23 protein-coding genes are annotated in these 23736 nt (G+C 65.1%); 15 read left to right on the top strand and 8 right to left on the bottom strand.

Annotation, left to right across the window (positions count from 1 at the left end):
• Positions 1-20 precede the first annotated feature (20 nt).
• From C0099_RS15155 to C0099_RS15125, 7 genes are all read right to left on the bottom strand, one after another.
• A complete protein-coding gene (locus C0099_RS15155; RefSeq protein WP_228151607.1) occupies positions 21-458 on the bottom strand; it encodes a PAS domain-containing protein in 438 nt (145 codons plus the stop codon).
• Positions 459-743: 285 nt separating this feature from the next.
• Positions 744-2933, bottom strand: coding sequence for a hypothetical protein (locus C0099_RS15150; RefSeq protein WP_123785286.1), 2190 nt, complete (start codon positions 2931-2933; stop codon positions 744-746).
• On the bottom strand, positions 2909-3622 hold the full coding sequence (locus C0099_RS15145) for a PilW family protein (protein WP_102248201.1): 714 nt from the start codon (positions 3620-3622) through the stop codon (positions 2909-2911). Before C0099_RS15145 ends, C0099_RS15150 begins: the two co-directional genes overlap by 25 nt.
• Positions 3619-4077 (bottom strand): hypothetical protein, encoded by a 459-nt coding sequence (locus C0099_RS15140; RefSeq protein ID WP_123785285.1) that lies wholly within the window; start codon positions 4075-4077, stop codon positions 3619-3621. The genes C0099_RS15145 and C0099_RS15140 overlap by 4 nt, the downstream gene beginning before the upstream one ends.
• The gene (locus tag C0099_RS15135; protein ID WP_102248199.1) at positions 4055-4540 is read right to left on the bottom strand and encodes a prepilin-type N-terminal cleavage/methylation domain-containing protein; all 486 of its coding nucleotides are present in this window, start codon (positions 4538-4540) and stop codon (positions 4055-4057) included. Before C0099_RS15135 ends, C0099_RS15140 begins: the two co-directional genes overlap by 23 nt.
• Positions 4540-4974 (bottom strand): type IV pilin protein, encoded by a 435-nt coding sequence (locus tag C0099_RS15130; protein WP_102248537.1) that lies wholly within the window; start codon positions 4972-4974, stop codon positions 4540-4542. Before C0099_RS15130 ends, C0099_RS15135 begins: the two co-directional genes overlap by 1 nt.
• 281 nt (positions 4975-5255) lie before the next feature.
• Positions 5256-6356 (bottom strand): sensor histidine kinase, encoded by a 1101-nt coding sequence (locus C0099_RS15125; RefSeq protein ID WP_164084952.1) that lies wholly within the window; start codon positions 6354-6356, stop codon positions 5256-5258.
• A 113-nt stretch (positions 6357-6469) separates the two neighbouring features.
• Between C0099_RS15125 and C0099_RS15120 the strand changes: the two genes are divergently transcribed.
• The 8 genes from C0099_RS15120 (at position 6470) to C0099_RS15080 (ending at position 16476) form a co-directional block, all read left to right on the top strand.
• The gene (locus C0099_RS15120; RefSeq protein ID WP_199797633.1) at positions 6470-6916 is read left to right on the top strand and encodes an HD domain-containing protein; all 447 of its coding nucleotides are present in this window, start codon (positions 6470-6472) and stop codon (positions 6914-6916) included.
• 103 nt (positions 6917-7019) lie between these two features.
• Positions 7020-7220: a type II toxin-antitoxin system VapB family antitoxin gene (locus tag C0099_RS15115; RefSeq protein WP_102248196.1), complete on the top strand. Its 201-nt coding sequence runs from the start codon at positions 7020-7022 to the stop codon at positions 7218-7220.
• Entirely contained in the window at positions 7217-7588 is a 372-nt protein-coding gene (locus C0099_RS15110; RefSeq protein WP_102248195.1) for a type II toxin-antitoxin system VapC family toxin, read from the top strand. Before C0099_RS15115 ends, C0099_RS15110 begins: the two co-directional genes overlap by 4 nt.
• A 477-nt stretch (positions 7589-8065) precedes the next feature.
• On the top strand, positions 8066-9436 hold the full coding sequence (gene ltrA / locus C0099_RS15100) for a group II intron reverse transcriptase/maturase (protein ID WP_102246237.1): 1371 nt from the start codon (positions 8066-8068) through the stop codon (positions 9434-9436).
• A 273-nt stretch (positions 9437-9709) separates the two neighbouring features.
• On the top strand, positions 9710-11275 hold the full coding sequence (locus tag C0099_RS15095) for a TRIC cation channel family protein (protein WP_164084951.1): 1566 nt from the start codon (positions 9710-9712) through the stop codon (positions 11273-11275).
• Between the two features lie 135 nt (positions 11276-11410).
• Positions 11411-12082 carry a Cupredoxin gene (locus tag C0099_RS15090; RefSeq protein ID WP_102248193.1) on the top strand — a complete coding sequence of 224 codons (672 nt, stop codon included), beginning with the start codon at positions 11411-11413 and terminating at the stop codon, positions 12080-12082.
• A complete protein-coding gene (locus tag C0099_RS15085) occupies positions 12079-14427 on the top strand; it encodes a putative bifunctional diguanylate cyclase/phosphodiesterase (RefSeq protein WP_102248192.1) in 2349 nt (782 codons plus the stop codon). Before C0099_RS15090 ends, C0099_RS15085 begins: the two co-directional genes overlap by 4 nt.
• Positions 14428-14508: 81 nt before the next feature.
• Positions 14509-16476, top strand: a complete 1968-nt coding sequence (locus tag C0099_RS15080) for an alkaline phosphatase D family protein (protein ID WP_173768964.1) — start codon at positions 14509-14511, stop codon at positions 16474-16476.
• 18 nt (positions 16477-16494) lie between these two features.
• Here C0099_RS15080 and C0099_RS15075 read toward each other — a convergent pair whose 3' ends face one another.
• Entirely contained in the window at positions 16495-17043 is a 549-nt protein-coding gene (locus C0099_RS15075; protein ID WP_102248190.1) for a hemerythrin domain-containing protein, read from the bottom strand.
• Between the two features lie 206 nt (positions 17044-17249).
• Between C0099_RS15075 and mdcA the strand changes: the two genes are divergently transcribed.
• From mdcA to C0099_RS15040, 7 genes are all read left to right on the top strand, one after another.
• Positions 17250-18920 (top strand): malonate decarboxylase subunit alpha, encoded by a 1671-nt coding sequence (gene mdcA / locus C0099_RS15070; RefSeq protein ID WP_102248536.1) that lies wholly within the window; start codon positions 17250-17252, stop codon positions 18918-18920.
• A gap of 7 nt (positions 18921-18927) precedes the next feature.
• Complete coding sequence (mdcC, locus tag C0099_RS15065; RefSeq protein ID WP_102248189.1) at positions 18928-19242, top strand: malonate decarboxylase acyl carrier protein; 315 nt, start codon at positions 18928-18930, stop codon at positions 19240-19242.
• Positions 19239-20135 carry a biotin-independent malonate decarboxylase subunit beta gene (locus tag C0099_RS15060; RefSeq protein WP_102248188.1) on the top strand — a complete coding sequence of 299 codons (897 nt, stop codon included), beginning with the start codon at positions 19239-19241 and terminating at the stop codon, positions 20133-20135. The genes mdcC and C0099_RS15060 overlap by 4 nt, the downstream gene beginning before the upstream one ends.
• Complete coding sequence (locus C0099_RS15055; RefSeq protein WP_102248187.1) at positions 20132-20863, top strand: biotin-independent malonate decarboxylase subunit gamma; 732 nt, start codon at positions 20132-20134, stop codon at positions 20861-20863. The genes C0099_RS15060 and C0099_RS15055 overlap by 4 nt, the downstream gene beginning before the upstream one ends.
• A 115-nt stretch (positions 20864-20978) precedes the next feature.
• Positions 20979-21908, top strand: coding sequence for an ACP S-malonyltransferase (locus C0099_RS15050; protein WP_228151606.1), 930 nt, complete (start codon positions 20979-20981; stop codon positions 21906-21908).
• 183 nt (positions 21909-22091) lie between these two features.
• On the top strand, positions 22092-23057 hold the full coding sequence (locus C0099_RS15045) for a Bug family tripartite tricarboxylate transporter substrate binding protein (protein ID WP_102248185.1): 966 nt from the start codon (positions 22092-22094) through the stop codon (positions 23055-23057).
• Positions 23058-23212: 155 nt separating this feature from the next.
• Positions 23213-23722 carry a tripartite tricarboxylate transporter TctB family protein gene (locus tag C0099_RS15040; RefSeq protein ID WP_164084950.1) on the top strand — a complete coding sequence of 170 codons (510 nt, stop codon included), beginning with the start codon at positions 23213-23215 and terminating at the stop codon, positions 23720-23722.
• The last annotated feature ends 14 nt before the right edge of the window (positions 23723-23736 follow it).

Raw genomic sequence — 23736 nt, 5'->3', positions numbered from 1 at the left:
TTTTAGATGAAAACCCCGGGTCAATTCTGCGTGGAAATCAACAGCGTGCGTCCCTCGCGCACCTTGCGGTAGGCCGATTCCAGTTTGGGTTTCAGATCGGCCGGCACGGTGCGGCGCACCGATTCGTAGCCGGTGATCTTGCCGTTCTCGCGCACCGGCGAGGCGAATGCATGCACCCAGTAGAAGCCGCCGTCCTTGCGCCGGTTCTTGACGTAGCCGGCCCAGGGGTTGCCTGCCTTCAGTGCGCCCCACAGGTCGGCGAAGGCGGCCGTGGGCATATCAGGGTGACGCACGAGGTTGTGTGGCGAGCCGAGCAACTCCTCGCGGGAGAAGCCGGAAAGTTCGACGAACAGGTCATTGGCCGCGACGATGGTGCCGGACAGATCCGTGCGGCTGTAGATGAAGCGTCCCTCGGGAACGGGCGTCTCGACGTTGGTGACAGGCTGATTGTTGCGCATCGATCCCTCCCGGAAGATTCGTTCGGCTCAGGGCGGGCAGCCGCAAGAGCGCGTCTACGCTTGCTAACGGCGGGGCGAATCGATTCTTGAGGTCGGTACGAGTCGTGCTGGCGTGCCTTTGCGACTTTCCCGCTAGTTCAGGAACTCACAACGGCAGGCCGCCTGCTCGGTTGCGAGCGGGCCGATTTCCTGAAGGCTCGTGGGTTTCGGTCACGCCGTCACGACGGACCGGCGGGTCTGAATCGTGACCGGTTCGATGTCACCCTCGTCGCACGCAATGCGGGTTCAGAGGTACCGCGTCCAGAACACCTGCCACGGCAGCGAGCCGCCCGGATCCTCGGGGTCTTCCGGTTGCGGACAATCGACGAGACAGCCGGGATCAGGGTCGAATCCGTCGGGCAGATTGCGCAAGTCGATTGTGGTCGAGCCCGACCAGTTTGTCGGTGACGCGCTACCCGCCATGTTGGCGATCTCGATCGAGCCGACGACGTTGGTGCTGCCCCCGGTCGTCAGCAGGCCACCGGCAATCACGCTGCCAAATACCTGGTTTGACGCACCCAGCGCAATATTGCCGCCCTCGTAAGTCCCGGACCGGTAGCCACCTGCGATGAAGGCGACGTTGGCGAGGTCACTCGGTTCGTAGGTCCCGCCCACACACAGGTTGGTCGGATACAGTCCGGACAGTCCCGTGCGGATGTCAGCCATGCCTTGCGCGGAGCGATTGTCGGTACACACCCCCTGATAACCGGCATAGTTGGGTGCGTAGGTCTTCATGCCACCTGCCGTCGAGATGGTTCCGGTGGCGAGAAAGGTATTGATGTAGACGCCGTTGCTGACCGTCAGGTTGCCGTCAAACCAGGCCAGACCCGGCGCCATGGTCTGCCCGGCGATGGTCCAGCGATTCTGAGCGCTACTGTAGGAAAAGCAGGTGTTGTAGTCGCTGTAGCCCTGACAGATGGTGCGAGTTTCAGTAGGCAGAGCCGGCTCCGTGCAGCGCCAAGCGTTTCCCGCGGCGACCACCTCGGTACACAGATAGTCTCGATAGCCGCCCGTGTTGTAGTTGCCGAGGTAATACTCGCCATCGTCGATGCCGCTGACGTCGCGCACGGTCACACGCTTCTTTCCGGTGGCCGCCTCGATCTCGAACACATAGTTCGCCGCCGACTTCAGGGCAAACACATCGACCACATTCTCCGGTACGGTCACCGGCCTGACGTCGGGCACGTCTACCCACGGCACGTCCACGACCAGCCCCGGATCGATGCTGACGTTGATCCCCGACGCCAGTGGTGTCGGGGAAACCGGACCGACCACCGAGCCGGAGCCTACGACGTTGCCGTTGTTGTTGTACTGCAGCGCGCCGCCGCCCAGCAATCGATTCCTGATCCCTTGCCCCCAGTAGCTCTGGATGAAGACGTTCGCCATGGCGTTGACGTCGCGAACGTTGCCCCCACCCGTGAGCGTCACGTCACCACGCGCGTTGATCGTCGTAATGCCGTCATCGCCTCCATAGCGCACGTCGCCGTTGGAGTTCACGGTGTCGGCGGAGCGTCCGGAGGACCAGACGACGTCTCCTTGAGCATCGACCGTCCCCGACACCACGGCATTGCCCCCGGTCACGGATACGTCTCCCTGGGTTCGTACATTCCCGACGTTGGCCGATCCGCCCGACAACGTAACGTCGCCATTGGCCAGAACCGTGCCGATGTTGGTGGCGGCCCCACCCGACAACGTGACATCGCCTGTGGCCTCGACCAGCGATGAGGTCGCCGCGCCGGTCAACGTGACGTTTGCGTTCGAGCAGATGCGATTGACCTGGATCGCACTGCCGATCGACAGGTTCCCGGTGGCGCAGATCTCGTTGATGCCCGAGACCGAACCGCTCATGCTCACGTTGCCATCCACGACGAGATTGGCGTTCTCTCCGCCCAGAACATTGATGCTGCCGGTCAGGTTCAGGTCCGAATTGATCTTGACCAGCGGCGCGGGCGGGTTGCCGTCGTCGCCCCCGTCATTCTCATTGCCTCCGCCACCCGGAGGCACGAACTCGTAGATCGCCTGCACCGATACCGTGGTGTCGGCACCGCTGCCGGTCACGTTGGCGACAACGCGCCGCTGCGAGGTCAGTTCCGATTCTTCGACGTATTCCACTACGGCCGCCGATAGATAGTCGACGCCGGAGATCGACAATTCGCACGGGCTGGCCTCCGAGCAGGCTTCGAACTCGTCGAAATCCTCATCGGGTATGGCCGCGAAATAGTGGCGCAGCAACTCGACGCCATCCCACGCGCGAGCGGCGGCCTGGGTGTTGGCGTGTAGCGCCAGTTGCTGATCCTGGGCGCCACGGATGGCGTTGATCGCCACGGCGGTCGCGGCCAGCACGCCGGTACCGACCAACGTCACCATCAACAGGTTGATTGCACCGTGCTGACGCCGCCGGGACGCGCGTTTCACTGGCAGATGTTGGGAATGCATAACGTACTCGATGAGTTCATGCCTGCGACGCTTTGGCCGACGCGGATCGACACGTACAGTCCAGAGCCTTGCGGCAGACGACCGAAAGGAGAACAACCCGTCGCCGATCGGTAAGCAGAGAAGGTCGGTGCGCCATTGACCATGACCACTGCGATCTCGTCATCACCCCAGTTCAAACTGTCCCAGTCGGTGGCCGTTGCACAGTCTGTGTCGGACAACAGTAGAAGTCGCTCGCCATCGCCCACCAGTGCCGCGCACTGGCTGCCCCCGTCGGCGTCGACCCAATGCCAGGCGACAGCATTGCCGTCGACCGCAAGGTCGGGCTCCTCATCTTCGGTCCCCGCCGGCGCGGGCACGTCAACTGCCGAGCCTGCCGTGAAGCCGCCCGCATCGAACGCGGCATCGCGAATCAATACGAAATCCTCGTTGGCGGTACCGGATGGGCCGGGGTCCGAGGGTCCAAAACAACTGTTGGTGTCTGAGGCGACGCCGAACCCCGCGCGCTGCAATTCGAGTTGGGCCACGACAATGCCCAGTGCGGATTGGCCGTCCAGCGTACTCGACTGGCGCGTACGTTCAGTCTGCGTGGACTGCGTGACATAGATGGCCGTCATCGTGACGACGCCGAGCATGCCGATGAGCAAGCCGATCATCGTCGAGATCAGCGAAATGCCGCGCTGACGCCTCATGCTCCGTCCTCGCCGCCATCTTCACCGTCGTCGCCCTCCGGCGCGCCAACCTCCTCAAGCAGCAGCTTTCCGCTACCGCCAAACCAGTCCGGCGCGGTCACCGACAGCCGCACGTTGCGCTCGGCCGCGCCGCTCAAGGTCAGTGGCACCCCGTTGATGGCGACCGGGCCACGCTCGGGACAATCGATCGCGACCTGCACGACGTTGTCGCCAACACGCACCTCGTGTGTGCCCAATTCGTCGCAACTACGCACGCCACGCATCTGCATCAGCTCGCGCAGTTCGACCGCTGTGAGCTGCTGGACTGTACTCTGGCGCTGAGCTACGAGCGCCTTGGCCGTGACCAACAACGGCCCCATGCCGACTATCGTCAATACCAGAGTCGCAAGAAGGGCATCGAGCAACGCCGAGCCCGACTGCATACGAGAGGATCTAGATGAGGCTCGCTTCAACATTCCAGCCTCCGTGTCTTACGGTGATCTCCGATGCGGTCGTGCAGGTCGCATCATCGACGTTGGCGGCGACGATGCGCGCCCGGTTGTCGACGGCGATGCAGGCAAAGTCCGTGCTCGTCGCCGCGTCAGCAAACACCTGGGTGCGCGACCCGCCGGAAAGTGTGGCGCGCCAAAGCGAATCGATACCGCAATCGGCCGGCAGTCCGACATGGACGTGAATCGCGTCGCCACTTAAACATACCGTCGCGGCGGCCATCCCCGGCCCGACCATTGCCGGGTTTCGCACGGCAAGCGCGCGCGCCTTGCTGTAGGCGGCGCCGAGCTGCGAAACAGCCTCGCGGGAGCGCGAACGCTCACTCCAGTACGAAGAGGACAAACCCAGCGTGAGCAGGATCGCGAGCAGTCCGAGCGTGATCATCAGCTCGATCAGCGTGAACCCGCGCGTTGCCTGTTGGGCTCGCATCAAAGCCACTCCGATCCATGGCTACAGCCCGAGGCGCTGCGCACATTCTCGTGGGTAATCGATAGCGTGCACCCCGCAAGCTTTCCGGTACCGGAGGCCGACAGCGTAAATACCTTGCCGGCGGACACGGCGATGCGGAACTGGAAACCGGGATCGTCCTGGGACGGCGCCCAGCCAGGAAAGACGGTGCGTGTCTCGAGGGTGCCGGCGGTCGGTTCCGGATAACGCAACTGCTGCTGGAAATGATTTTCCATCTGCAGCACCAGCGCCGACAGGTCAGCTTGTGCTGCACGGATTTTCTGCTTTTGCAGGTAGGCTGTGTAGGACGGCAACGCGACCACTGCGAGGATGGCAGCAATCGCCACCACGATCATCAACTCGATCAAGGTGAAGCCGCCGCGCCGATCTGACGCGGGGAGAATTTGGTCGTTCATGGGATTCCGGACGATATCTGCTACACGGATCCACGATGATTCTCCTGCCCATGGAAAATCACATCATCGCGCAGCATCGGTCAATCAGAACTAACCGGAAATCCTTTGTCGGTAACGGTCTCCGGTTTTGTGCAGTGCATGATCAGTATTCACTGATGCCCGTTGCAACGCAACGACCGGCCCGTTTCAAGCGTGAAGAAAGTCACAACTCGCGGCGGGGATCTGCTCCGGAGCGGGATGCGCCCCAATGCCTTTGCGTGTTGGAATCACATTGCTCGCGTTCATCCACCGGCGCGAGCGAACGTTACGCAAAACGTCGCGCCTCCCCCGGGTGTCGGGAGGACCTCGATCTGCGCCCCATGACGGTCGGCGATTTTCTTGACGATCGCCAACCCGATGCCGCTTCCAGGATATTCACCCTTGCCGTGCAGGCGCTGGAAGGGGCGGAAGATTCGTTCCACAAACTCTTCGTCGATGCCAATGCCGTTGTCCTCTACAAGGATCTGAACGCTCGTGCGCTCGCTTCTGGAAAAAACTCGAATTCGGGAAGCTGTCTTTGGACGACGGAACTTGAGCGCATTCTCCAGGAGGTTCTGCATCAATTGCTGCAACTGACGCGGATCCCCCGTAACGACCGGCAGCGGGCTGCGTTCGATGCTCGCCTGCGCGTCACCAATGGCGACCTCCAGGTCATTGAGCACATCGGTCAGAATCTGGTCGAGTGAGACCTGCCGCATTGCTTCGGCCCGGGTGGCCACGCGCGAATAGCCGAGCAGATCGCGAATCAAGGTCTGCATGCGCTCGGCCGAGCGGGAGATTCGCGAGAGATAATCACGACCTTTCTCGTCGAACTCGTCGGAGCGCGCGTCGAGACGATCGGAAAACACCTTGATCTTGCGCAGCGGCTCCTGCAAGTCGTGCGAGGCGACGTAAGCGAAATCCTCCAACTCACGATTGCTGCGCTGCACTTGATCCAAAGCAATAAGTAGGTTGTTCTCCGCTTCCTTCTGTTCGGTCACGTCGCGCGCCACCCCGACAATCCGGATCACTTCGCCTTGCGCATCGAACACTGGGAACGCCCGGTCGAGAATCCATCGCACGCTCCCATCCGGTCGCCGAATGCGGTACTCGACCGTCCAACCTTGCCTTAGATTCGGCTCATTCGCTTGGAGGATCGCAGGCCGATCTTCATCCAGGATGGAATCCATCCAGGACTTTGGTGATTCGTACAGATGATGAAGGCGGCTTTGCCAAACGCGCTCGTACGCAGGGCTGACGTAGAGCATCGTCGACCTGTCGGTCGTCGCCATCCAGAAGACGTCGTCGATACTCTCCGCGATCTGCCTGAAACGCTCCTCGCTCTCGGCCAGAGTCTTCAACAAGCGATGACGCTCGGTAGTGTCCTGTACCGCGCCATGCACACTCGTGATATTGCCATGGGGTTCTACCCCGATATCACGGACACTTTCGAGTAGGCTTGTAAGAGCCATACATCGTGCATCCGGTCGCCGTCGCCGAACTCGTCGCAACGGTTGAGCACACCCCTCAGATGCTCGCCGCCGCGCTCCTACATGACGTACTCGAGGACACGCGACGTACCCGCGCTGAGGTCGAAGCTACCTTTGGCGGCGAGGTCGCCACGCTGGTAGGCTGGCTCACCGATGTCTCACGCCCCGAAGGCGGAAACCGGGCCGCACGAAAGGCGCTCGATCGCGAGCGCATCGCCAAGGCTCCCGCAACGGCCAAGACGATCAAACTCGCCGATCTCATCGACAACAGTTCAACCATCCTCGCCTACGACCGCGGATTCGCCCGCATCTACCTCCCCGAGAAAGCGCTGCTGCTCGAGGTCTTGCGCGAGGGCGATCCCGTTCTGTGGCATCGCGCCAAGGACTTGCTCGAGGACGGCTTGCGCGCGGGGTTTGTGCGGTCAGCCAGATAATAGGTTATCCGCTTTGCGGGACGTCACAGAAGCCCATCCGCACGAAAAAGCGCATCACTTGATGATGCTATAGTAGGGTATGCCTTTTGTTGGGAGATACGGTATGCGCACCACGCTCGCGCTCGATGATGAACTTTTGGCCAAGGCCCAGGCGCTGACCGGCATGGCCGAAAAATCTGCCTTGGTGAAGGAGGCGTTGCGAGCGCTCATCCAACGCGAAAGCGCCCGCCGGCTGGCCCTGCTGGGCGGCTCAGAACCACAGCTGACCGACATCCCGCGGCGCCGGACGGAACACGGGGAATGATCCTGGTGGACACCTCGGTCTGGATCGACCACATGCGTAGCACCGAAGCACACTTGTCCGAACTTTTGAACGAAGGACGGGTGTGCATGCACCCGCATGTGTTGGGCGAGATCGCACTCGGCAGTCTCAACCATCGGGCAGTCGTGCTCGAGGCAATGCAGAATCTTCCGCCTGCGATCGTGGCCACCGACGACGAAGTCTTTCGCTTCATCGACGATCACGCCCTCTTCGGGCTGGGCGTCGGCTATACCGATGCTCACCTGCTGGCAGCTACCAAGCTATCACCGGGTACCCGGCTCTGGACGCGCGATCGGCGCCTCGGCAGCGTCACTGCCCGGCTCGGGATCGCTTACGAATTGCCCCACTGAAAAGAGCTCGCCGTGCAACCCACGCCCCCAGATGATCAAGGCGCCAGGCGCGCCAGTTTTCCAAAGGGTCGGACCGAAAGGTCCGGCCCTTTGTCATGTGCGCCCAGCATGGGCGCACTCCTGCGGGTGCGAGTCCCGCCGTAAGTTGATCACAGCGAACGAAGTGAAGCGCAACTGCATGAGGGTGACCGAGTGTGGGGAGGAAGCGTGGAGCATAAGCTGCGAGCCGATGAACAAGAATCGGATAGAAGGCGCTGCCGAGCAGGGCGAGCGGGCATGAAACCGCGAAGCTCTCGTGATCAAGGCGAAGCGGCGTAGATCCGGCGGTTGTGCAGCGAAGGAGTGCGTTCTTACCTGGGGAGATCTCGCTTTGTGTCTGAAAGGGCGACGGCGCCGAGCCGGAGCGAGAAGTCAGCAGAGGCCGTAGTAGCTGCCGTGCTGGGGCGAAGGGCCGAACGAGTAGGAGGGCCGAAGGCCATGTCGCTCGAACGTGCAGTGCATCAGAAGCCCGGTCATGCGGGGCGCAACGCGGGAGGGCGGGGTGAAGCCGCGCTTGAGGCGATGCGTGATGAAGCACGGACGGCGCGGCATGCAACTGGAAGCCCGGGGCGAGAGGGCCTGCTTGCGCAGGTGCTCGCGAGCGCGAACATGGAGGCGGCGTGGAAGCGCGTCAAATCCAATCGCGGCAGTGCAGGGGTGGATGGTCGGTCGATTGCCGAGACGGCGGACTACCTGAGAGCGCACTGGCCCCGGATTCGGGAAACGTTACTGGACGGCAGCTACCGGCCCGCGCCGGTGCGCCGTGTCCAGATTCCGAAACCCGACGGGGGCGTGCGTGAATTGGGGATACCGACGGTGACGGATCGGCTGATCCAGCAAGCCCTGCTGCAAGTCTTGCAGCGCAAGATTGATCCGACGTTCTCCGAACATAGCTATGGCTTTCGACCGGGACGCCGTGCGCATGACGCGGTGCTCGATGCACAGCGCTACGTGCAGGACGGCTACCGGGTGGTGGTCGATGTGGATCTGGAGAAATTCTTCGACCGGGTCAATCACGACATCCTGATGGAACGGTTATCGAGGCGCATCAACGACAAAGCCGTGCTACGGCTGATTCGTCGCTACCTCGTGGCCGGGATCATGGAGGGTGGAGTGGTCATGGAACGCTACGAGGGCACGCCGCAAGGCGGGCCATTGTCGCCGCTGCTGGCCAACGTGCTGCTCGACGAGGTGGATCGGGAGTTGGAACAGCGCGGTCACCGCTTCGTGCGTTACGCCGACGACTGCAACGTATATGTACGCAGCCGTCGTGCGGGCGAACGCGTGTTGGACGGGCTGCGCAAGCTCTACGACCGACTCCATCTGAAGGTCAATGAGGCCAAGACGGCCGTCGCGCCCGCATCTGGCCGGAAGTTTCTCGGTTATGCCTTCTGGTATGGCCGAGGCGGTCAGGTCAAATGCAAGGTGGCGGACAAGGCCAAAGAGACCTTCAAGCAACGCATCCGACAAATGACGCGTCGCTCGGGTGGGCGTAGCCTGCCGGAGATCGCCGAACAACTCCGGACTTACATGCCGGGCTGGAAGGCCTACTTCCAGCTCGCGCAGACGCCGCAAGTGTTCCGCGGACTCGACGAGTGGATTCGACACCGGCTGCGTGCCGTGCAGCTCAAGCACTGGCGCCGGAGTACGACGATGTATCGGGAGTTGAAAGCGCTGGGCGCTTCGGAGGCGGACGCTCGCAAGGTGGCCGCGAACAGTCGGTGCTGGTGGCGCAACAGCCGCATGGCGCTGAACCGGGCAATGCCTATCGCCTACTTCGACCGGATCGGAGTGCCCCGGCTCTCATGACCTCAACTGCTCGAACCGCCCGGTGCGGACCCGCATGCCGGGTGGTGTGGGAGGGGAACGGTCAGGTAAGCTGACCGCCCCTATCCCGATTGCAGCGTCGCACAACCGTCATTTTCCCCTGAGACAGAGGTCGCCGTTGTCGTAGCGAGAGTCGCGCCCGTGCCGTATTCGCATGTCGGCCTGTTAGGCTTACGATTCGTATCGACTGCGCATGCGCCGGGCGGGGGAGCGATGGCCGAAGCAAGGTGGATATCGACACACGTTGCGCGTTGCTTGGCGTCGCTGCGCGCTGTCCTCGGCGTGTGCGTCGTACAGGCCGGGGTGGTGCTCGCCGGCGGTCTTGTCGCGTGCGCGGCGCTGGCCCAGGAGCAGGGCACCGAACGCGAGATCGATGCGGCGGGCCGTCATCTGCAGGTCCTGCAGGGGGGCTGGTATCTGTGGGATCCCTACCAGTTCACCAAGACGCACGACGGCTCGACCGTGCTCACCGGGGTGGATATCGAACTGATGCGTGCGGTTGCGCGCGAGGCCGGCTTCGCGGTGCAGCAGCCCTATCTGGCTTGGGCCGAACATCATGAGCGCCTGCGCGACGGACGGGCCGATATCGCATCGGGCGCGACCTGGACTGCGCAACGCGCCGAGTATGTTCATTACTCTCGCCCGTACCGGCAGGAGACCAACGTCTTCTATCTGCGCCGGGGTGAGGCCGGGCTGCATCCGCATGACGACATCGCGCAGATGCTCGACGGGTTCCGCCGCTCCGGGTTGCGGCTGGGCGTGGTGGACGGGTTCGCGTATGCCGATGAGGCGGTCAACGGCTATATCTCGGATCCTGCCAACGCCGCGCTGATCGTCACCGCCGAGAACGATTACCAGAACCTGCGCAACCTGCTGGAAAAGCGAGTCGACGCGGTGATCGCCGACCGTCTGGTGGCGACTACCTCGGCCTGGCGCGGGGGTTGGCGAGAGCAGGTCGAGGAGCATCCGCTGCGCTTCTCGACCGACATCCATTTCATCTTCAGCAAGCAAAGCGTCTCGCCCGAGGTCGTGCAGCGCTTCGACGAGGCCATCGTGCGGCTCGAGGAGCGCGGCGAGATGCGGCGCATCATCAGCGCCTTCCTCTCGCCCATCCTGCTGGCGCAGACGCTCGACACCGACTGGTTTCGCGTACTCGATATCGTCGGCACCGTGGCGTTCGCCCTGTCCGGGCTGCTGATCGCCTTTCGGGAGCGCTACAGCCTGCTCGGGGCGCTGGTGCTCGCCGCCCTGCCGGCGGTCGGCGGCGGTGCGATGCGCGATCTGGTGGTCGGCCGCGAGCCGCTCGCGGTGCTCGGCACGCCGTTGTATCTCGGGCTGGTGGGCGCGACGGTGGTTGTCGGCTTCGTGCTCATCCGTATCCTGCGTCTGGTGCGGCGACGCGGGCGCCTTGGTGAGGCGCTCGAGGCCTTCGGCCGCAATCGCGTGTTGCGCAATCTCTACGAGCTGTCCGATGCGGTCGGGATCGCCGCCTTCACGGTGACCGGTGTGGCGGTGGCCGTTTCCGAGCGCACCGAGCCGCTGTGGATGTGGGGGCCGTTGCTGGCGATGATCACCGCGGCCGGTGGCGGCATGCTGCGCGACCTCGTGCGCCAGTCGGGCAACATCGCGAGCCTCAAGGGCGAATTTTATGCCGAAGTACCGCTGATCTGGGGCTTTCTGCTGTCCGCCTATCTGGCGTGGCAGACGCCGCACCTGGATCCCGAGAATCTGTTCCTGGCGGTGGTCGCGACGATGATCGGCGCCTTCGTGACCCGCGTGGCGGCGGTCCTCGCACGCTTTCGCGCGCCGTCGTTCGCCTGAATCGTGGGCCGAGTGCGCGATGCTAGACTTGTCGTCGCGGCAATCGCGCACGGCACGGTCGATCCGCGCCCTGTCATGGCAGCCGGATTTTCAGGAGAGGGTGTGAGCGGCCATTGTCGAACGAAGGGATCACGGGTGGCCGGCTTGGCACGGCACTGCGGGCTCGTCCTCCTGCTGGCGGGCGGCGCGCTGCACGCTTCGGCTGCCGAGGTGACCGTGCGCGATGTGGCCAGCGGACAGCCGTTGGAGAACGCCGTTGTCGAGATTTTCGTCGACCGGGAGGCGTCCGAAGCTGATATTTCAGCAGCTCAGGTGATCCAGCGCGACAAGACCTTCGTCCCCCATGTCACGGTCGTGCCCGTGGGCGGTGCCGTGGCTTTTCCGAACCGCGACACCACGCGCCACCACGTATTCTCCTTCTCGCCGGCGAAGACCTTCGAGATCAAGCTCTACCTCGAGGATACGCCGCCGGCCATCGTTTTCGAGCGTGCCGGGGTGGTGGTGCTGGGCTGCAACATCCATGATCACATGCTCGCCTTCATCGTGGTCAGCGAGGCCACCGCCCATGCCGTGACGGGCGCCGACGGGCGCGCGCGATTCGACGCGCTGCCGCCGGGCGAGCATCGCCTGCGCGTATGGCACCCGCGACTCGAAGACACCCATCAGCAGTGGTGGGAGGGTCGCGTCGAGGCGGGGGCAACGCGTGATGTGGCGCTGGAACTGCGTGCCAGCGCGCCGCTCGAGCGCCGCACCTCGCCATTGCAGCAACGCCTGCGCGAGGCCGGCGAGGCAGGCCGCGTACGATGAGTTTCGGTCGTCGGCTGCTTCTGGTGATGCTCGCCGTGGTGCTGGTCTCGCAGCTCGTCAGCGCGGTGGCGATCCTGCGCACCATCGAGCGCGACGTGCTGAGCAGCGGCGGCCGCGAGCTCGATGTCGGCCTGAGCGTGCTCAGGCAACTGCTCGACGAGCGCGGCAAGCAGTTGCGCGACAACGTCTCCATCCTGACCGCCGATTTCGGCTTTCGCAGCGCGGTCGCGACCGAGGATGCGAACACCCTGATCAGCGTGCTGGCCAACCATGGCGATCGTGCCGGGGCCGACATGGTCCTGCTCACCGACCCGCAGGGCACGCTGCTGGCGGGCAGTCACCATGCGCGCGGCACGGCGCTGCCGTTTGAGGCCGCCTGGCGGCAGGCGCGCGACGAGGCGGGCAGCGTGGGTGTGGTGCTGGAGGAAGGCCGGCCCTATCAGTTCGTGCTGCTGCCGGTGATGGCGCCCAACCTGATCGGCTGGGTGGGCATGGGCTTTCTGCTTGACGAGGCGCTGGCGCGCGAGATTGCCAACCTCACCCGCCTGTCGGCGAGCTTCGTGGTCGACAGCGGGGCCTCGGCACAGCCGTGGTTCGTCACCTCGCTCGATGACGGGGGTGCCCGGCTCGATCCCGGTGCACTGCGCGCCGCGCTGGCCGCCGGCGACTATCTCGACGGCAGCGGCTTCGATGCGCGCCTGGACTACCTCAACCGGGCCGCGATGCTGCATGAAGGAGACGACGGTCGCGCCTACGCTGTCGCCAGCGTGGCGCGTGACCGCCTGCTCGCCACTTATCGCGAACTGCGCTGGCAGCTGCTGGGCATCTTCGCGCTGACGCTGGCCTTCGCCGCGGCGGTGGCGATGCTCAGTGCGCGCGGCGTGAGCCGGCCGCTGGGCGTACTCGCCGACGCGGCGCGGCGCATCGGTCGCGGCGAGCGCCTCGAGCGTATCGAAGTCCCGCGGCAGAGTGAAATCGCCCTGCTGGCCGACACCATGCTGGTGATGCAGGACGACATCGATGAGCGCGAGGCTTCGCTGCTGCATCGTTCGCGTCATGACCAGCTCACCGACCTGGCCAACCGCAGTTCCGCCCAGCAGGACATCGAGGTGGCGATCGCCGCAGGCGCGCCCTTCGTGCTGTTGCGCCTGGCGATCAACGGCTTTCGCGCCATCAACGATACCTTCGGCTACGCGCTGGGCGATCGCGTGCTGACCACGCTCGCGGGCCGGCTCGCGGGAATGCCGCCGCCGGCGCGCACCGCGTATCGCCTGGGGGGAGACGAGTTCCTGCTGCTGCTCGATGGCGCCGGGATCGATCCGCAGTGGCTGCAGCGCCTGCAGCGCGAGATGGCCGAACCCATCGACCTGCGCGACTCGCCCATCCGCCCGTCGGTGTCGGTGGGCGAAGTCGGCTTTCCCGAGCACGGCGACAGCCCGACGCTGCTGCTGCGCCGCGCGGAGGTCGCGCTGGAAGCGGCGCGCAGCGCGCGCGTGCACCATCAGCGCTACGCCATGGGGCAGGACGAGCAGCACCTGCGCCAGCTCACGCTGATCCGCGATCTGCAGGAGGCGGTGGGTCGCGGGCAACTGGCGATGGTGTTCCAGCCCAAGTTGCGCGCCGCGGACGGCGAACTGGTGGAATTTGAGGCGTTGATGCGCTGGCAGCACGCCGAACTGGGCTTCATTCCGGCCGACGAGTTCATCGGCCTGGCCGAACGCTCGGGCAACATCCATCTGCTCACCGGCTGGATGATCGAGGCGGTGTGCGCGCACGTTGCAGCCTGGGAGGCACAGGGGCAGCGTGTCTGCGTGGCGGTCAACCTGTCGGCACACGATGTCATCGACACTGCTCTGCCGGCACGCATTCTCGAGGTGCTCAACAAGCACGCGCTGACCACCGAGCGCCTCAGCCTGGAAGTCACCGAAAGCGCGATCATGCAGGACGCCGAACTCGCCCTGCGCACGCTCGAGGCGCTGCGCGCAGCGGGCATGAGCATTGCGGTGGACGACTACGGCACGGGCTATTCCTCGCTCGCTCAGCTCAAGCGCATGCCGGTGCAGCAACTGAAGATCGACAAGTCCTTCATCCTGCGCCTGGACGACGGGGGCGACGACGCGATCATCGTGCGTTCGACCATTGAGATGGGCCACAACCTCGGCCTCGAGGTGGTCGCAGAAGGCGTCGAGACCCCGGCCAGCCGCGAACTGCTGCGCGAGCTCGGTTGCGATTATCTGCAGGGCTATCTGATTTCGCGACCCGTCGCGGCTGAAGAAGTGCCGGCCTGGATCGCGCAGCACCAGGGCGGTGCCGACGCCGCCGGCGCGCAAGGGTGGGCGAGCTGATGCGCCCGATGATAGGGTCGGCTGCGCTCTGTCGCCGCGCAGCCGCTGCGGCCGTGTTCGAAGCTTGTCATCGGGGTGGGCATGTCGTCTGAACTTCCGCTGGTCCTGTGCGGGCCCATCCTGCGGCGCGTCGAGGCGCAGCGTGTGGTGTGGTGGCTGGCGGCAAGCCGGCCCTTGCGGCTGCGCGTGCGCCTGGATGCGGACCGCGGCCCGCGCGAGCGGGTGCTGGCGCCGGGTGATGCGGGCTGCCGGCAGATTGCGGCCGGCGAACATCTGCACTATCTGCTTCTTGATCTGACCCTCGACGAGGCTCTGCCCGAACAGCGCTGGATCGGCTACGACATCGCCGTGCAGCCGCTCGACGCGCCCGACGCCGCGTGGCAGGGCTGGCGCGAATGGGCGCCGGACCTGTGCTACCCGGGGCGCGAGGGACCGGGCTTCGTGTTCGCGCCGCAGGTCGCCTCGCTGCTGTATGGCTCGTGCCGCAAGCCGCATTTCGACGGCGGTGACGGATTGGCGGCGGCAGACGAACTGCTCGCGCGGCGCATCGCGCACGACGGCCCGCCGTGCGAGGCCGCCGGCGAACTGCCCGCGTGGCCCTCGGCGCTGGTGCTGTGCGGCGATCAGGTGTATTGCGACGATGTCGCCGGCCCGATGCTGCGCGCCATCCACGCCCTCATCCCCCGCCTGGGTCTGCCGCCGGAGACGCTCGACGGCACCGAGGAGTGCGGCGTGGGCGATTCCGAGCAACTCTACGCCCACCCCGACGGCTACTATCGGCGCGAGCGCCTGCTGCCGCGGCGCAAGGGCAATGCACAACTCGTCGAGATCCTCTTCGGCGGGGTCGAGAAACCGATCTTCACCACGGACAGCGCGCACAACCATCTGATCGCGCTCGCCGAGGTCCTGGCGATGTATCTGCTGGCCTGGTCGCCGAGCGTGTGGGAGGGGCTGGAACTCGATGCGCAGGGCTGGCTGGATGCCGAATCACGCGCGCTGTTCGAGCGCGAGCGCGGCCTGCTCGACGGCTTCGTGCGTGCGCTGCCGGCGGTGCGCCGGCTGTTCGCCCATCTGCCGGTGGCGATGATCTTCGACGACCACGACGTCACCGACGACTGGAATTTGTCGCGTGAGTGGGAGGAGGTGGCCTACGGCCACCCGTTCTCGCGCCGCGTGGTGGGCAACGCCATTGTGGGCTATCTGATCCATCAGGGCTGGGGCAACCGGCCCGAGGCCTTCGACGACGCGGTGCTCGACGCCGTGGCCGACACGCTCGCGCGTCCCGGCGGCGAGGCGCACGAAACGTGCATCGACCGCCTGCTCAAGTTCCGCGACTGGCACTACACCTGGCCCACCACGCCGCCGCTGGTGGTGATCGACACGCGCACCCATCGCTGGCGCTCGGAGACCGCCGCACGCCGCCCGTCGGGCCTGATGGACTGGGAGTCGATCACCGACCTGCAGCAGGAACTGCGCGACCATCCGGCGGTGCTGATGGTCTCGCCCGCGCCGATCTTCGGCGTCAAGCTCATCGAGACCCTGCAGCGCATCGTCACCTGGTGCGGCCATCCGCTCACCGTCGATGCCGAGAACTGGATGGCCCATCCGGGCGCGGCGCACGCCATCCTCAACGTGTTCCGCCATCCCAAGACGCCGCAGCACTTCGTCGTGCTCTCCGGCGACGTGCATTACTCCTTCGTCTACGACGTCGAACTGCGCGGGCGCGAGCACGGCCCCGACATCTGGCAGATCTGCAGCAGCGGCCTGCGCAACGAATTTCCCCCAAAGCTGCTCGACCGGCTCGACCGCGCCAACCGCTGGCTGTACTCGCCCCGCTCGCCGCTCAACTGGTTCACTCGCCGACGCAACATGCGCGTGATCCCGCGCAAGCCCGAAGGCACGCCGCACGGCCGCCGCCTGCTCAACGGCGCCGGCGTCGGCCTGGTGGAGATCGACGCCGAGGGCGTGCCGTGGCGCATCCGCGAAGTGCTCACCGACGGACGCATGGTGAAATTCACGCGCCGCGAGAACGAGTCGCGCTGGCGCTGATGTCAGCGGGCGGCGCGATCAGCCGAAGGGCTTGGCCGTGCGCGTGGCGTGGCGGATGTGCAGCGCGTATCCCAGGCGTGCCAGTTCGGCGTCGCTGCGGCCGAGGATCTCGGCGGCGAGCGGCAGCAGGCGGGTTTCCTCGAAGTGGGCGTGCGCCTTGTAGCCGGCGATCAGCGCGGCGGTGGCTTCGGAGTCCAGAGCGGTATCCTTGCCGGCGGCGATGCGCGCCAGTTGCGGCTTGATCGCACGCCATTGCTTCTCGAGCGAACGGTGGTCAGCCGTGAGACGGTCACACAGCGAATCGACGAGTTCGCGTTCTTCGCCTGCGGCGGCATGTTTGCGCACCGTGGGAAACAGTTCGCGCTCCTCGTCCTCGTGGTGTTCGAGAATCATCTCGTCGAAGAATTCCACCGCCTGTTGCGCGATTTTCCGCGCGCGCGCGGCCGAGGCGAGCAGGGCGTCGAGTTCGCCCAGCGCGTCCAGATGGCCGACGATGCCCGCGTGACAGTCCGTGAAGGTGGGGAGCGCCTCGCGCGTCTGGCGTTCGTTGGTTGGCGAGCTGGTCACGTTGAACCTCCGCAATCAATGACAGTGTTTTTCGGTCGTCCGTTCGAGTGTGGTTTGCGCCGCCGTGCGTGGTTCGAACAGACGCATGCTTGCGTCCCCGGTGTATGGTGGGCAGAATGCAGGCTGCTAATATATTAGTAGTATTTTAGATGTAGCGCACGTTTGCGTTGCCGATGTCGGCGGAAAAAAGCAAGGTGGTGATGACGATGGGTGATTCCGGGACAGCGATCGATGGAGCGGTACGGGACTGGGGAACGCTGCGCGAGCGTTATTGTGCGCGCATGCAGCGCGGCGCGGCGCTCGCGAAGGACAAGGTAGTCGCGCCGGACGATGTGGTGGCCCTGCTCGAAGCCGTCATCGAACCGGGTGACCGTCTGTGCATCGAAGGCAACAACCAGAAGCATGCCGATTTTCTCGCTGAATGTCTGGCCGAAGTGTCGCCCGAGCGCGTGCACGACCTGCACATCATCCAGTCGAACATCGCGCTCGCCCCGCATCTGGACGTGTTCGAGCGCGGCATCGCGGAACGGCTCGATTTCTGCTACTCCGGCCCGCAAGGGCTGCGCCTGTCGCGTCTGGTCAAGGAAGGGCGGCTCAAGGTCGGCGCGATCCACACCTACCTCGAACTGTACGGTCGGTATTTCTGCGACCTCACGCCCAACGTGAGTTTCATTGCCGCCGATGCCGCCGATCACGAAGGCAACCTCTACACCGGGCCCAACACCGAGGACACGCCGGCCATCGTCGAGGCGACGGCGTTCAAGTCCGGCATCCTGATCGCGCAGGTCAATCGCATCGTCGACCGCGTGCCGCGTGTGGATGTCCCCGGCGACTGGGTCAGCTTCGTGGTCGAAGCGCCGCGCCCCTATTACATCGAGCCCATCTTCACGCGCGATCCGGCCGCCATCACCGAGGTCCAGATCCTGATGGCGATGATGGTGATTCGCGGCATCTACGAGAAGTACGGGGTGGCGCGGCTCAATCACGGCATCGGCTTCGATACCGCCGCGATCGAGCTGATCCTGCCGACCTACGCCGCGGATCTCGGTCTGCGCGGCAAGATCTGCAAATACATGTCGGTCAATCCCTGCCCCACGCTGATTCCGGCGATCGAGTCGGGCTTCGTCGAGGGCATTCATTGCGCGGGCTCGGAACTCGGCATGGAAAACTACGTGTCCGAGCGCTCGGACGTGTTCTTTACCGGACGCGACGGGTCGATGCGCTCGAACCGCATCTTCTGCCAGATCGCTGGCCATTATTCGGATCTGTTTATCGGCTCGACCCTGCAGATCGATCTCGAAGGCAACTCCTCGACCGCCACGCTTTCGCGCATCACGGGCTTCGGTGGCGCGCCGAACTTCGGTTCGGAGTCGCGGGCGCGCCGCCACGGCAGCGAAAGCTGGCTGATGGCCGGACGCGAGGCACACCGTGGCAACGGCATGCCGCGCGGTCGCAAGCTCGTCGTGCAGATCGTCGAGAGTTTCCGCGAAGGGCTCAGTTCGACCTTCGTCGAGCGGCTCGACGCCTGGAAGCTGCAGGAGAGCTTCGGGCTGCCGCTGCCGCCGGTCATGGTGTATGGCGACGATCTGACCCACATCGTCACCGAAGAGGGCATCGCCAACCTCTTGCTGTGCGACGGCCCCGAAGAGCGCGAACAGGCCATTCGTGGCGTGGCCGGCTACACCGAGGTGGGTATGGCGCGCGATCCCGAAATGGTGCGTCGTCTGCGGGCCAAGGGCGCCGTGAGCTATCCCGAGGACCTCGGCGTGGACAAGCGGCTGGCGACGCGCGACCTGCTCGCGGCACGCTCGATCAAGGATCTGGTGCGCTGGTCGGGCGGGCTCTACGATCCCCCCGCGCGTTTCCGCAACTGGTGAGACGAACATGGAACATCTGGAATTCTCTTTCGATCACGGCAGCATGGCACCGGCCAACGACTTTGCCCATGCAGGCGTCGTCGGCTCGGGCAATCTCGAAGTACTGCTCGAGCGCGCCGAGCTGTCGGGCCGCTGCGAGGCGGTCGTCGACACCGCCATCCGGGGCTACGAGCGCACCTGGCACAAGGTGCTGAGCGACTTCGTCACGCGCCAGGGGCTGGCCGACGTGCGCATCTCGATCAACGACGGGGGTGCGACGCCGGCGGTCGTGTGCCTGCGCCTCGACCAGGCCGCGGCCGACCTCAAGGGAGCCCCGGCATGAAGATAGCGCGTCACAGCTTTCTCGAAGCCGGTGCCCGCACGCGCGTGCGCGGCCTGCTCGACGCCGGCACATTCCGCGAGTTCTGCGGCCCGCTTGCGCGGCGCACCAGCCCCCATCTGCCGCTGCTCGACATGCCGGTGGCCTTCGATGACGGAGTCGTCGTCGGCGAAGGCCTGCTGGCCGGGCGGCCGGTGCTGATTGCCGCGCAGGAGGGCAGTTTCATGGGCGGCTCGGTCGGCGAGGTGCACGGCGCGAAACTGACCGGACTCATCGAACGAGCGCTCGACGTGCGTCCCGACGGGGTGATCCTGCTCATCGATTCGGGCGGCGTCCGTCTTCAGGAGGCCAATGCCGGCCTCATCGCGATGGGCGAGATCCAGCGTGCGGTGCTTGCGGTGCGCGCGGCCGGCATTCCGGTCATCGTCGCGATCGGTGGCAGGAACGGCTGCTACGGCGGCATGTCCATCATCGCGCGGTCCTGCGACTGGATCGTGATCAGCGAGGAAGGCCGTCTTTCCATCTCGGGGCCAGAAGTGATCGAGGCCGTCGAGGGCGTGGAGGAATTCGACTCGCGCGATCGCGCGCTGGTGTGGCGCACGATGGGCGGCAAGCACCGTCGCCTGCTCGGCGAGGCCGACGCGCTGGTCGCCGACGGAATGGACGCCTTTCGCGATGCGATCGCCGGATATCTGGGCCGGTCGCGCGCGCACGATCTCGATTCGCTGGAGACCGAACAGGCGCGCCTGGAGGCGCGCGTGACCCGCTTTGCCGAATGCCGCGACGGGGTGGACGTGTGGGCCGCCCTGGGCGTGGACGCACCCGAACGCGTGCCGGAACTCGAGCCCGACGCCTTCAATCGGCTGCTCGGCACCCTGGAGGAGACATCGCGATGAACGCCACCACTGCGGCCCATCCGTCCGAACGCCTGTTGGTCGAGCTCTTCGGCGAGGAACATGCGGTCGTGCGCCAGGGCAAGCTGCTTGCCGGCACTGCAAGCGTTGATGGCCAGACCGTGACCGTGATCGGGACTACCGATCAGGCCCACATCGGCGTCGATCTGGCGCTCGCGATGTCGCGTCGCGTGCTGGACACGATGCGCAGCGCACCCGGCCGGCCAATCGTGCTGATCGTCGACAACTCGGGTCAGCGCCTGTCGCGCTGGGACGAGCTGATGGGCAACAACGGCTGCATCGCGCACCTCACGAAATGTCTCGACGCGGCGCGCCGCGGGGGTCATCGCGTGATCGGTCTGGTGCACACCCTGGCCATCAGTGGCGGCTTCATGGCCACCGGCATGGCGACCGGTGCGTGCTATGCATTGCCCGATGCGGAACTGCGCCTGATGGCGCCAAGCGCGATGTCGCGCGTCACGCGCATCCCCGAAGAGCGCCTTGTCGAGCTCTCGCGCAGCCTTCCCGTGCTGGGGCCGGGGGTGGTGAACTTCGTGCGCATCGGTGGCCTGCACGGCGTGTTCGCCGACGACCTGCGCGCCGAACTGGCGAAGGCGTTGTCGCATGTCGACGCCGAGGACGATCCGCGTCGGCGTCTGGGCGCCGAGCGCGGCGGACGACCGCACGCACTGGAGATCGCCGTGGCCGTGCGTTCGGGCGTCGTGGCGTGAGCGTGGCGGTGGCGCATCTTCGGGCAGTCGATCGCAGCCTGAGTCCGGGGGGTGCCGCCGACCTGCTTGCGGCGACCCTGTTCGTTGCCGCTTGCGAAGACTTCGGGCGTGACGCGTGCGCATAGCGTTCATCTGCGCAGGACAGGGCGGGCAGCATCCCGCGATGTTCGGGCAGCTTGCCCGCGAACCGGCGGCGGGCGAGGTGCTCGACCTCGTGTCGGCACAGCTCGGCTTCGATGTGCGCACGATGGCCGAGCGCGTCACCGAGTCGGAGCTGTGCGGCAACCGCATCGCCCAGCTTCTGGTCGTCGGTCATGCGCTCGCGACGGTCGCCGCGCTGCGTGCCGAGGGCGTTCGGCCGGCGTTGTGCGCGGGATACAGCGTGGGCGAAATGGCTGCTCATGGTGCGGCCGGCGTGTGGGATGCCCAGACCACGCTGGCACTCACGGCGCTGCGCGCTCAGAACATGGACGCCGCCGCTGCGGCCGCTTGCGGCCCCCTGTGCATGAGCGCCGTGATCGGCATCGACGCCGTGCAGGCCGAAGCGCTTGCGCCGGCGCACGGGGCGGCGCTGGCCATCGTCAACGGGCCGCGCCATGTCGTGATCGGCGGTCCCGAGGAGGCGGTCGAACGGTTCGAGCGGCAGGCGCCGGAGTACGGTGCGACCCACCTGCGCCGGCTGTCGGTGAGCCTTGCATCCCATACGCACTTCATTGCGGCGGCGGTGCCGCCTTTTGCAGCGGCATTGTCTGCCGCGAACTGGGCACGCCCCAGGGCGACTTTGCTCAGTGGCCTCGATGGTCGTGCCTTGATGCGCCATGAGGACACCGTTGCGTGGCTGTCGCGGCAGATCTGTGAGCCACTGCAGTGGCATGACTGCCTGCAGTCGATGATCGAGTACGGCGTCGATGTGGTGCTCGAAATCGGTCCCGGGCGCGCCCTGACGCGGATGATCGAGGAAGATTTTCCCGGCATCCGCGCGCGCGCCAGCGATGAATTCCGTTCGGTCGCCGGTTCTGCCGCGTGGCTCGCACGAAACGGCTGAACACTCTCCCAATTTTTTGACTACGTCCGCTACGCGTTGCTTGACAAGGTCGCGCACGTTAGTAACATGCACCTCGTACACCGCTAATATATTAGTTCAGGGCGTGCATTGACCTAGATCAAATCGAAGCCCTTTGACTTGGCGTGTGCAGGACGAAAATACCAACAGAACAAGGAGACGAAGATGCACATCAGAATTTCGAAGTGCCTGGCGCTGATGATGCTCAGCCTCGGCGTGGTGTCGCAGGCGGCCATTGCCGACACCAAGGACTATCCCGCGCGTAACGTTGAAGTGATCAACCAGTTCGGCCCCGGTGGCGGAACCGACCTGTTCATCCGCGCGATCGGCCAGCCTTTTGGCGACATCACCGGCCAGTCGCTGGTGGGCATCTCCGTTACCGGTGGTGGTGGCATTCCTGCCGCGACGCAGTTCTTCAGCCGCCGCGCCGACGGCTACACGATGATGGCGATCGGGCCTGAAGAAGTCATCAACCACGCCAAGGGCCGCATCGATGCCACCAAGTTTATGCCGGTGGCGCGCGTGCAGTACGACCAGGGTCTGTTCTACGTGAAATCCGACAGCCCGATCAAGAGTGCCCAGGACCTCATCGACCACGCTCGCAAGAGTCCGGGCAAGCTCAATATCGCGATGACCGGTGCGGCCGGTTTCGACGAAACCCTGGTGGGCCTGTGGAACCTGCGATCCGGCGCTGAACTGAGTGCCGTACCGTTCGACTCAGGTGCTGAAGTCATCTCGGCCGTGCTCGGCGGGCACGTCGACGTGATGTATGAGGAATACGGCCCGACGCGCTCGATGATCGAGGCGGGTGACCTGCGTCCGCTGATGGTGTTCGCCGAGGAGCGTCTGCCGGTGCTGCCGGATGTGCCGACCGCCCGCGAACTGGGGGTGGACGTGACGCTCGGACGCTGGCGCGGTTTCGCGCTCAAGCAGGGCGATGAAGAAGCCCACGCCGACGCGCTCTATTCGGTGTTCGAGCAGGCAGTCCAGGCCAAGAGCTACAAGGACATCGAGTCGAAGAGCGGCCTTCAGTACCGTTCCGTGCTGCTCGGACCGGACGAGTTCAAGACCTTCCTCGAGAGCGAAATCGAGACCTATCGCGCAGTGCTGCAGAAGCTCGGCCACATCTGATTCACCTGACCTGACCCCCGCTTGCCCGCCGCAGTCCTGACCCGTTCGGACCTGCGGCGTGCGGTGGGGTCGCTTCGGCCACCGATTCGCCACGAATGTCGGTTGGTGACCGACGCGGACAGGCGCGTGAAAGACATCCTCAAGGAGACTTCCAGATGAGCCGGATTGCCATCGATGGCGCCTTCTCGTTGCTGTTGTTCGCGGGGTCCATCTACCTGTGGTTCGCTGCGGACGATTTTCAGAAGTTCGCCCGTTATGCGGGGATCGACTCCGACTTCTGGCCCAAGATCCTGCTGGCGGTGGTCGCCGTTATCGCACTGGTGCAACTCCTGCAGCAATTCTTCACCTACCTCGCGACCCGCGAAGTCCGCAACGTCCGAACGGATGACGGCGAGGCGTCCGTTGTGAACTGGCGCAAGCTTGGCGGGGCCGCAGTGCTGATCCTGGGCTATTTCGTCGGCCTTCAGACGATCGGATTCATCCTGGCGACAGTGATCTTCCTGCTGCTGGCGACACGGCTGATCGGCTACGGCAACTGGCGCATCGCACTGATCTACCCGTTCGTGTTTACCGGTCTGGTGACGCTGGTCTTCGTCAAGGTCCTGTCGATGCCGTTGCCGCGCGGCGCCGGGATCTTCGAGACCTTCAGCAGGCTGATCTACTGATGTATGTGCGTGCA

It is taken from the genome of Pseudazoarcus pumilus (assembly GCF_002872475.1).
In the GTDB taxonomy this organism is placed as follows: domain Bacteria; phylum Pseudomonadota; class Gammaproteobacteria; order Burkholderiales; family Rhodocyclaceae; genus Pseudazoarcus; species Pseudazoarcus pumilus.
The sequence above is the reverse complement of the archived record's forward strand: the minus strand, read 5'-3'. Positions and strand labels throughout refer to the sequence as shown.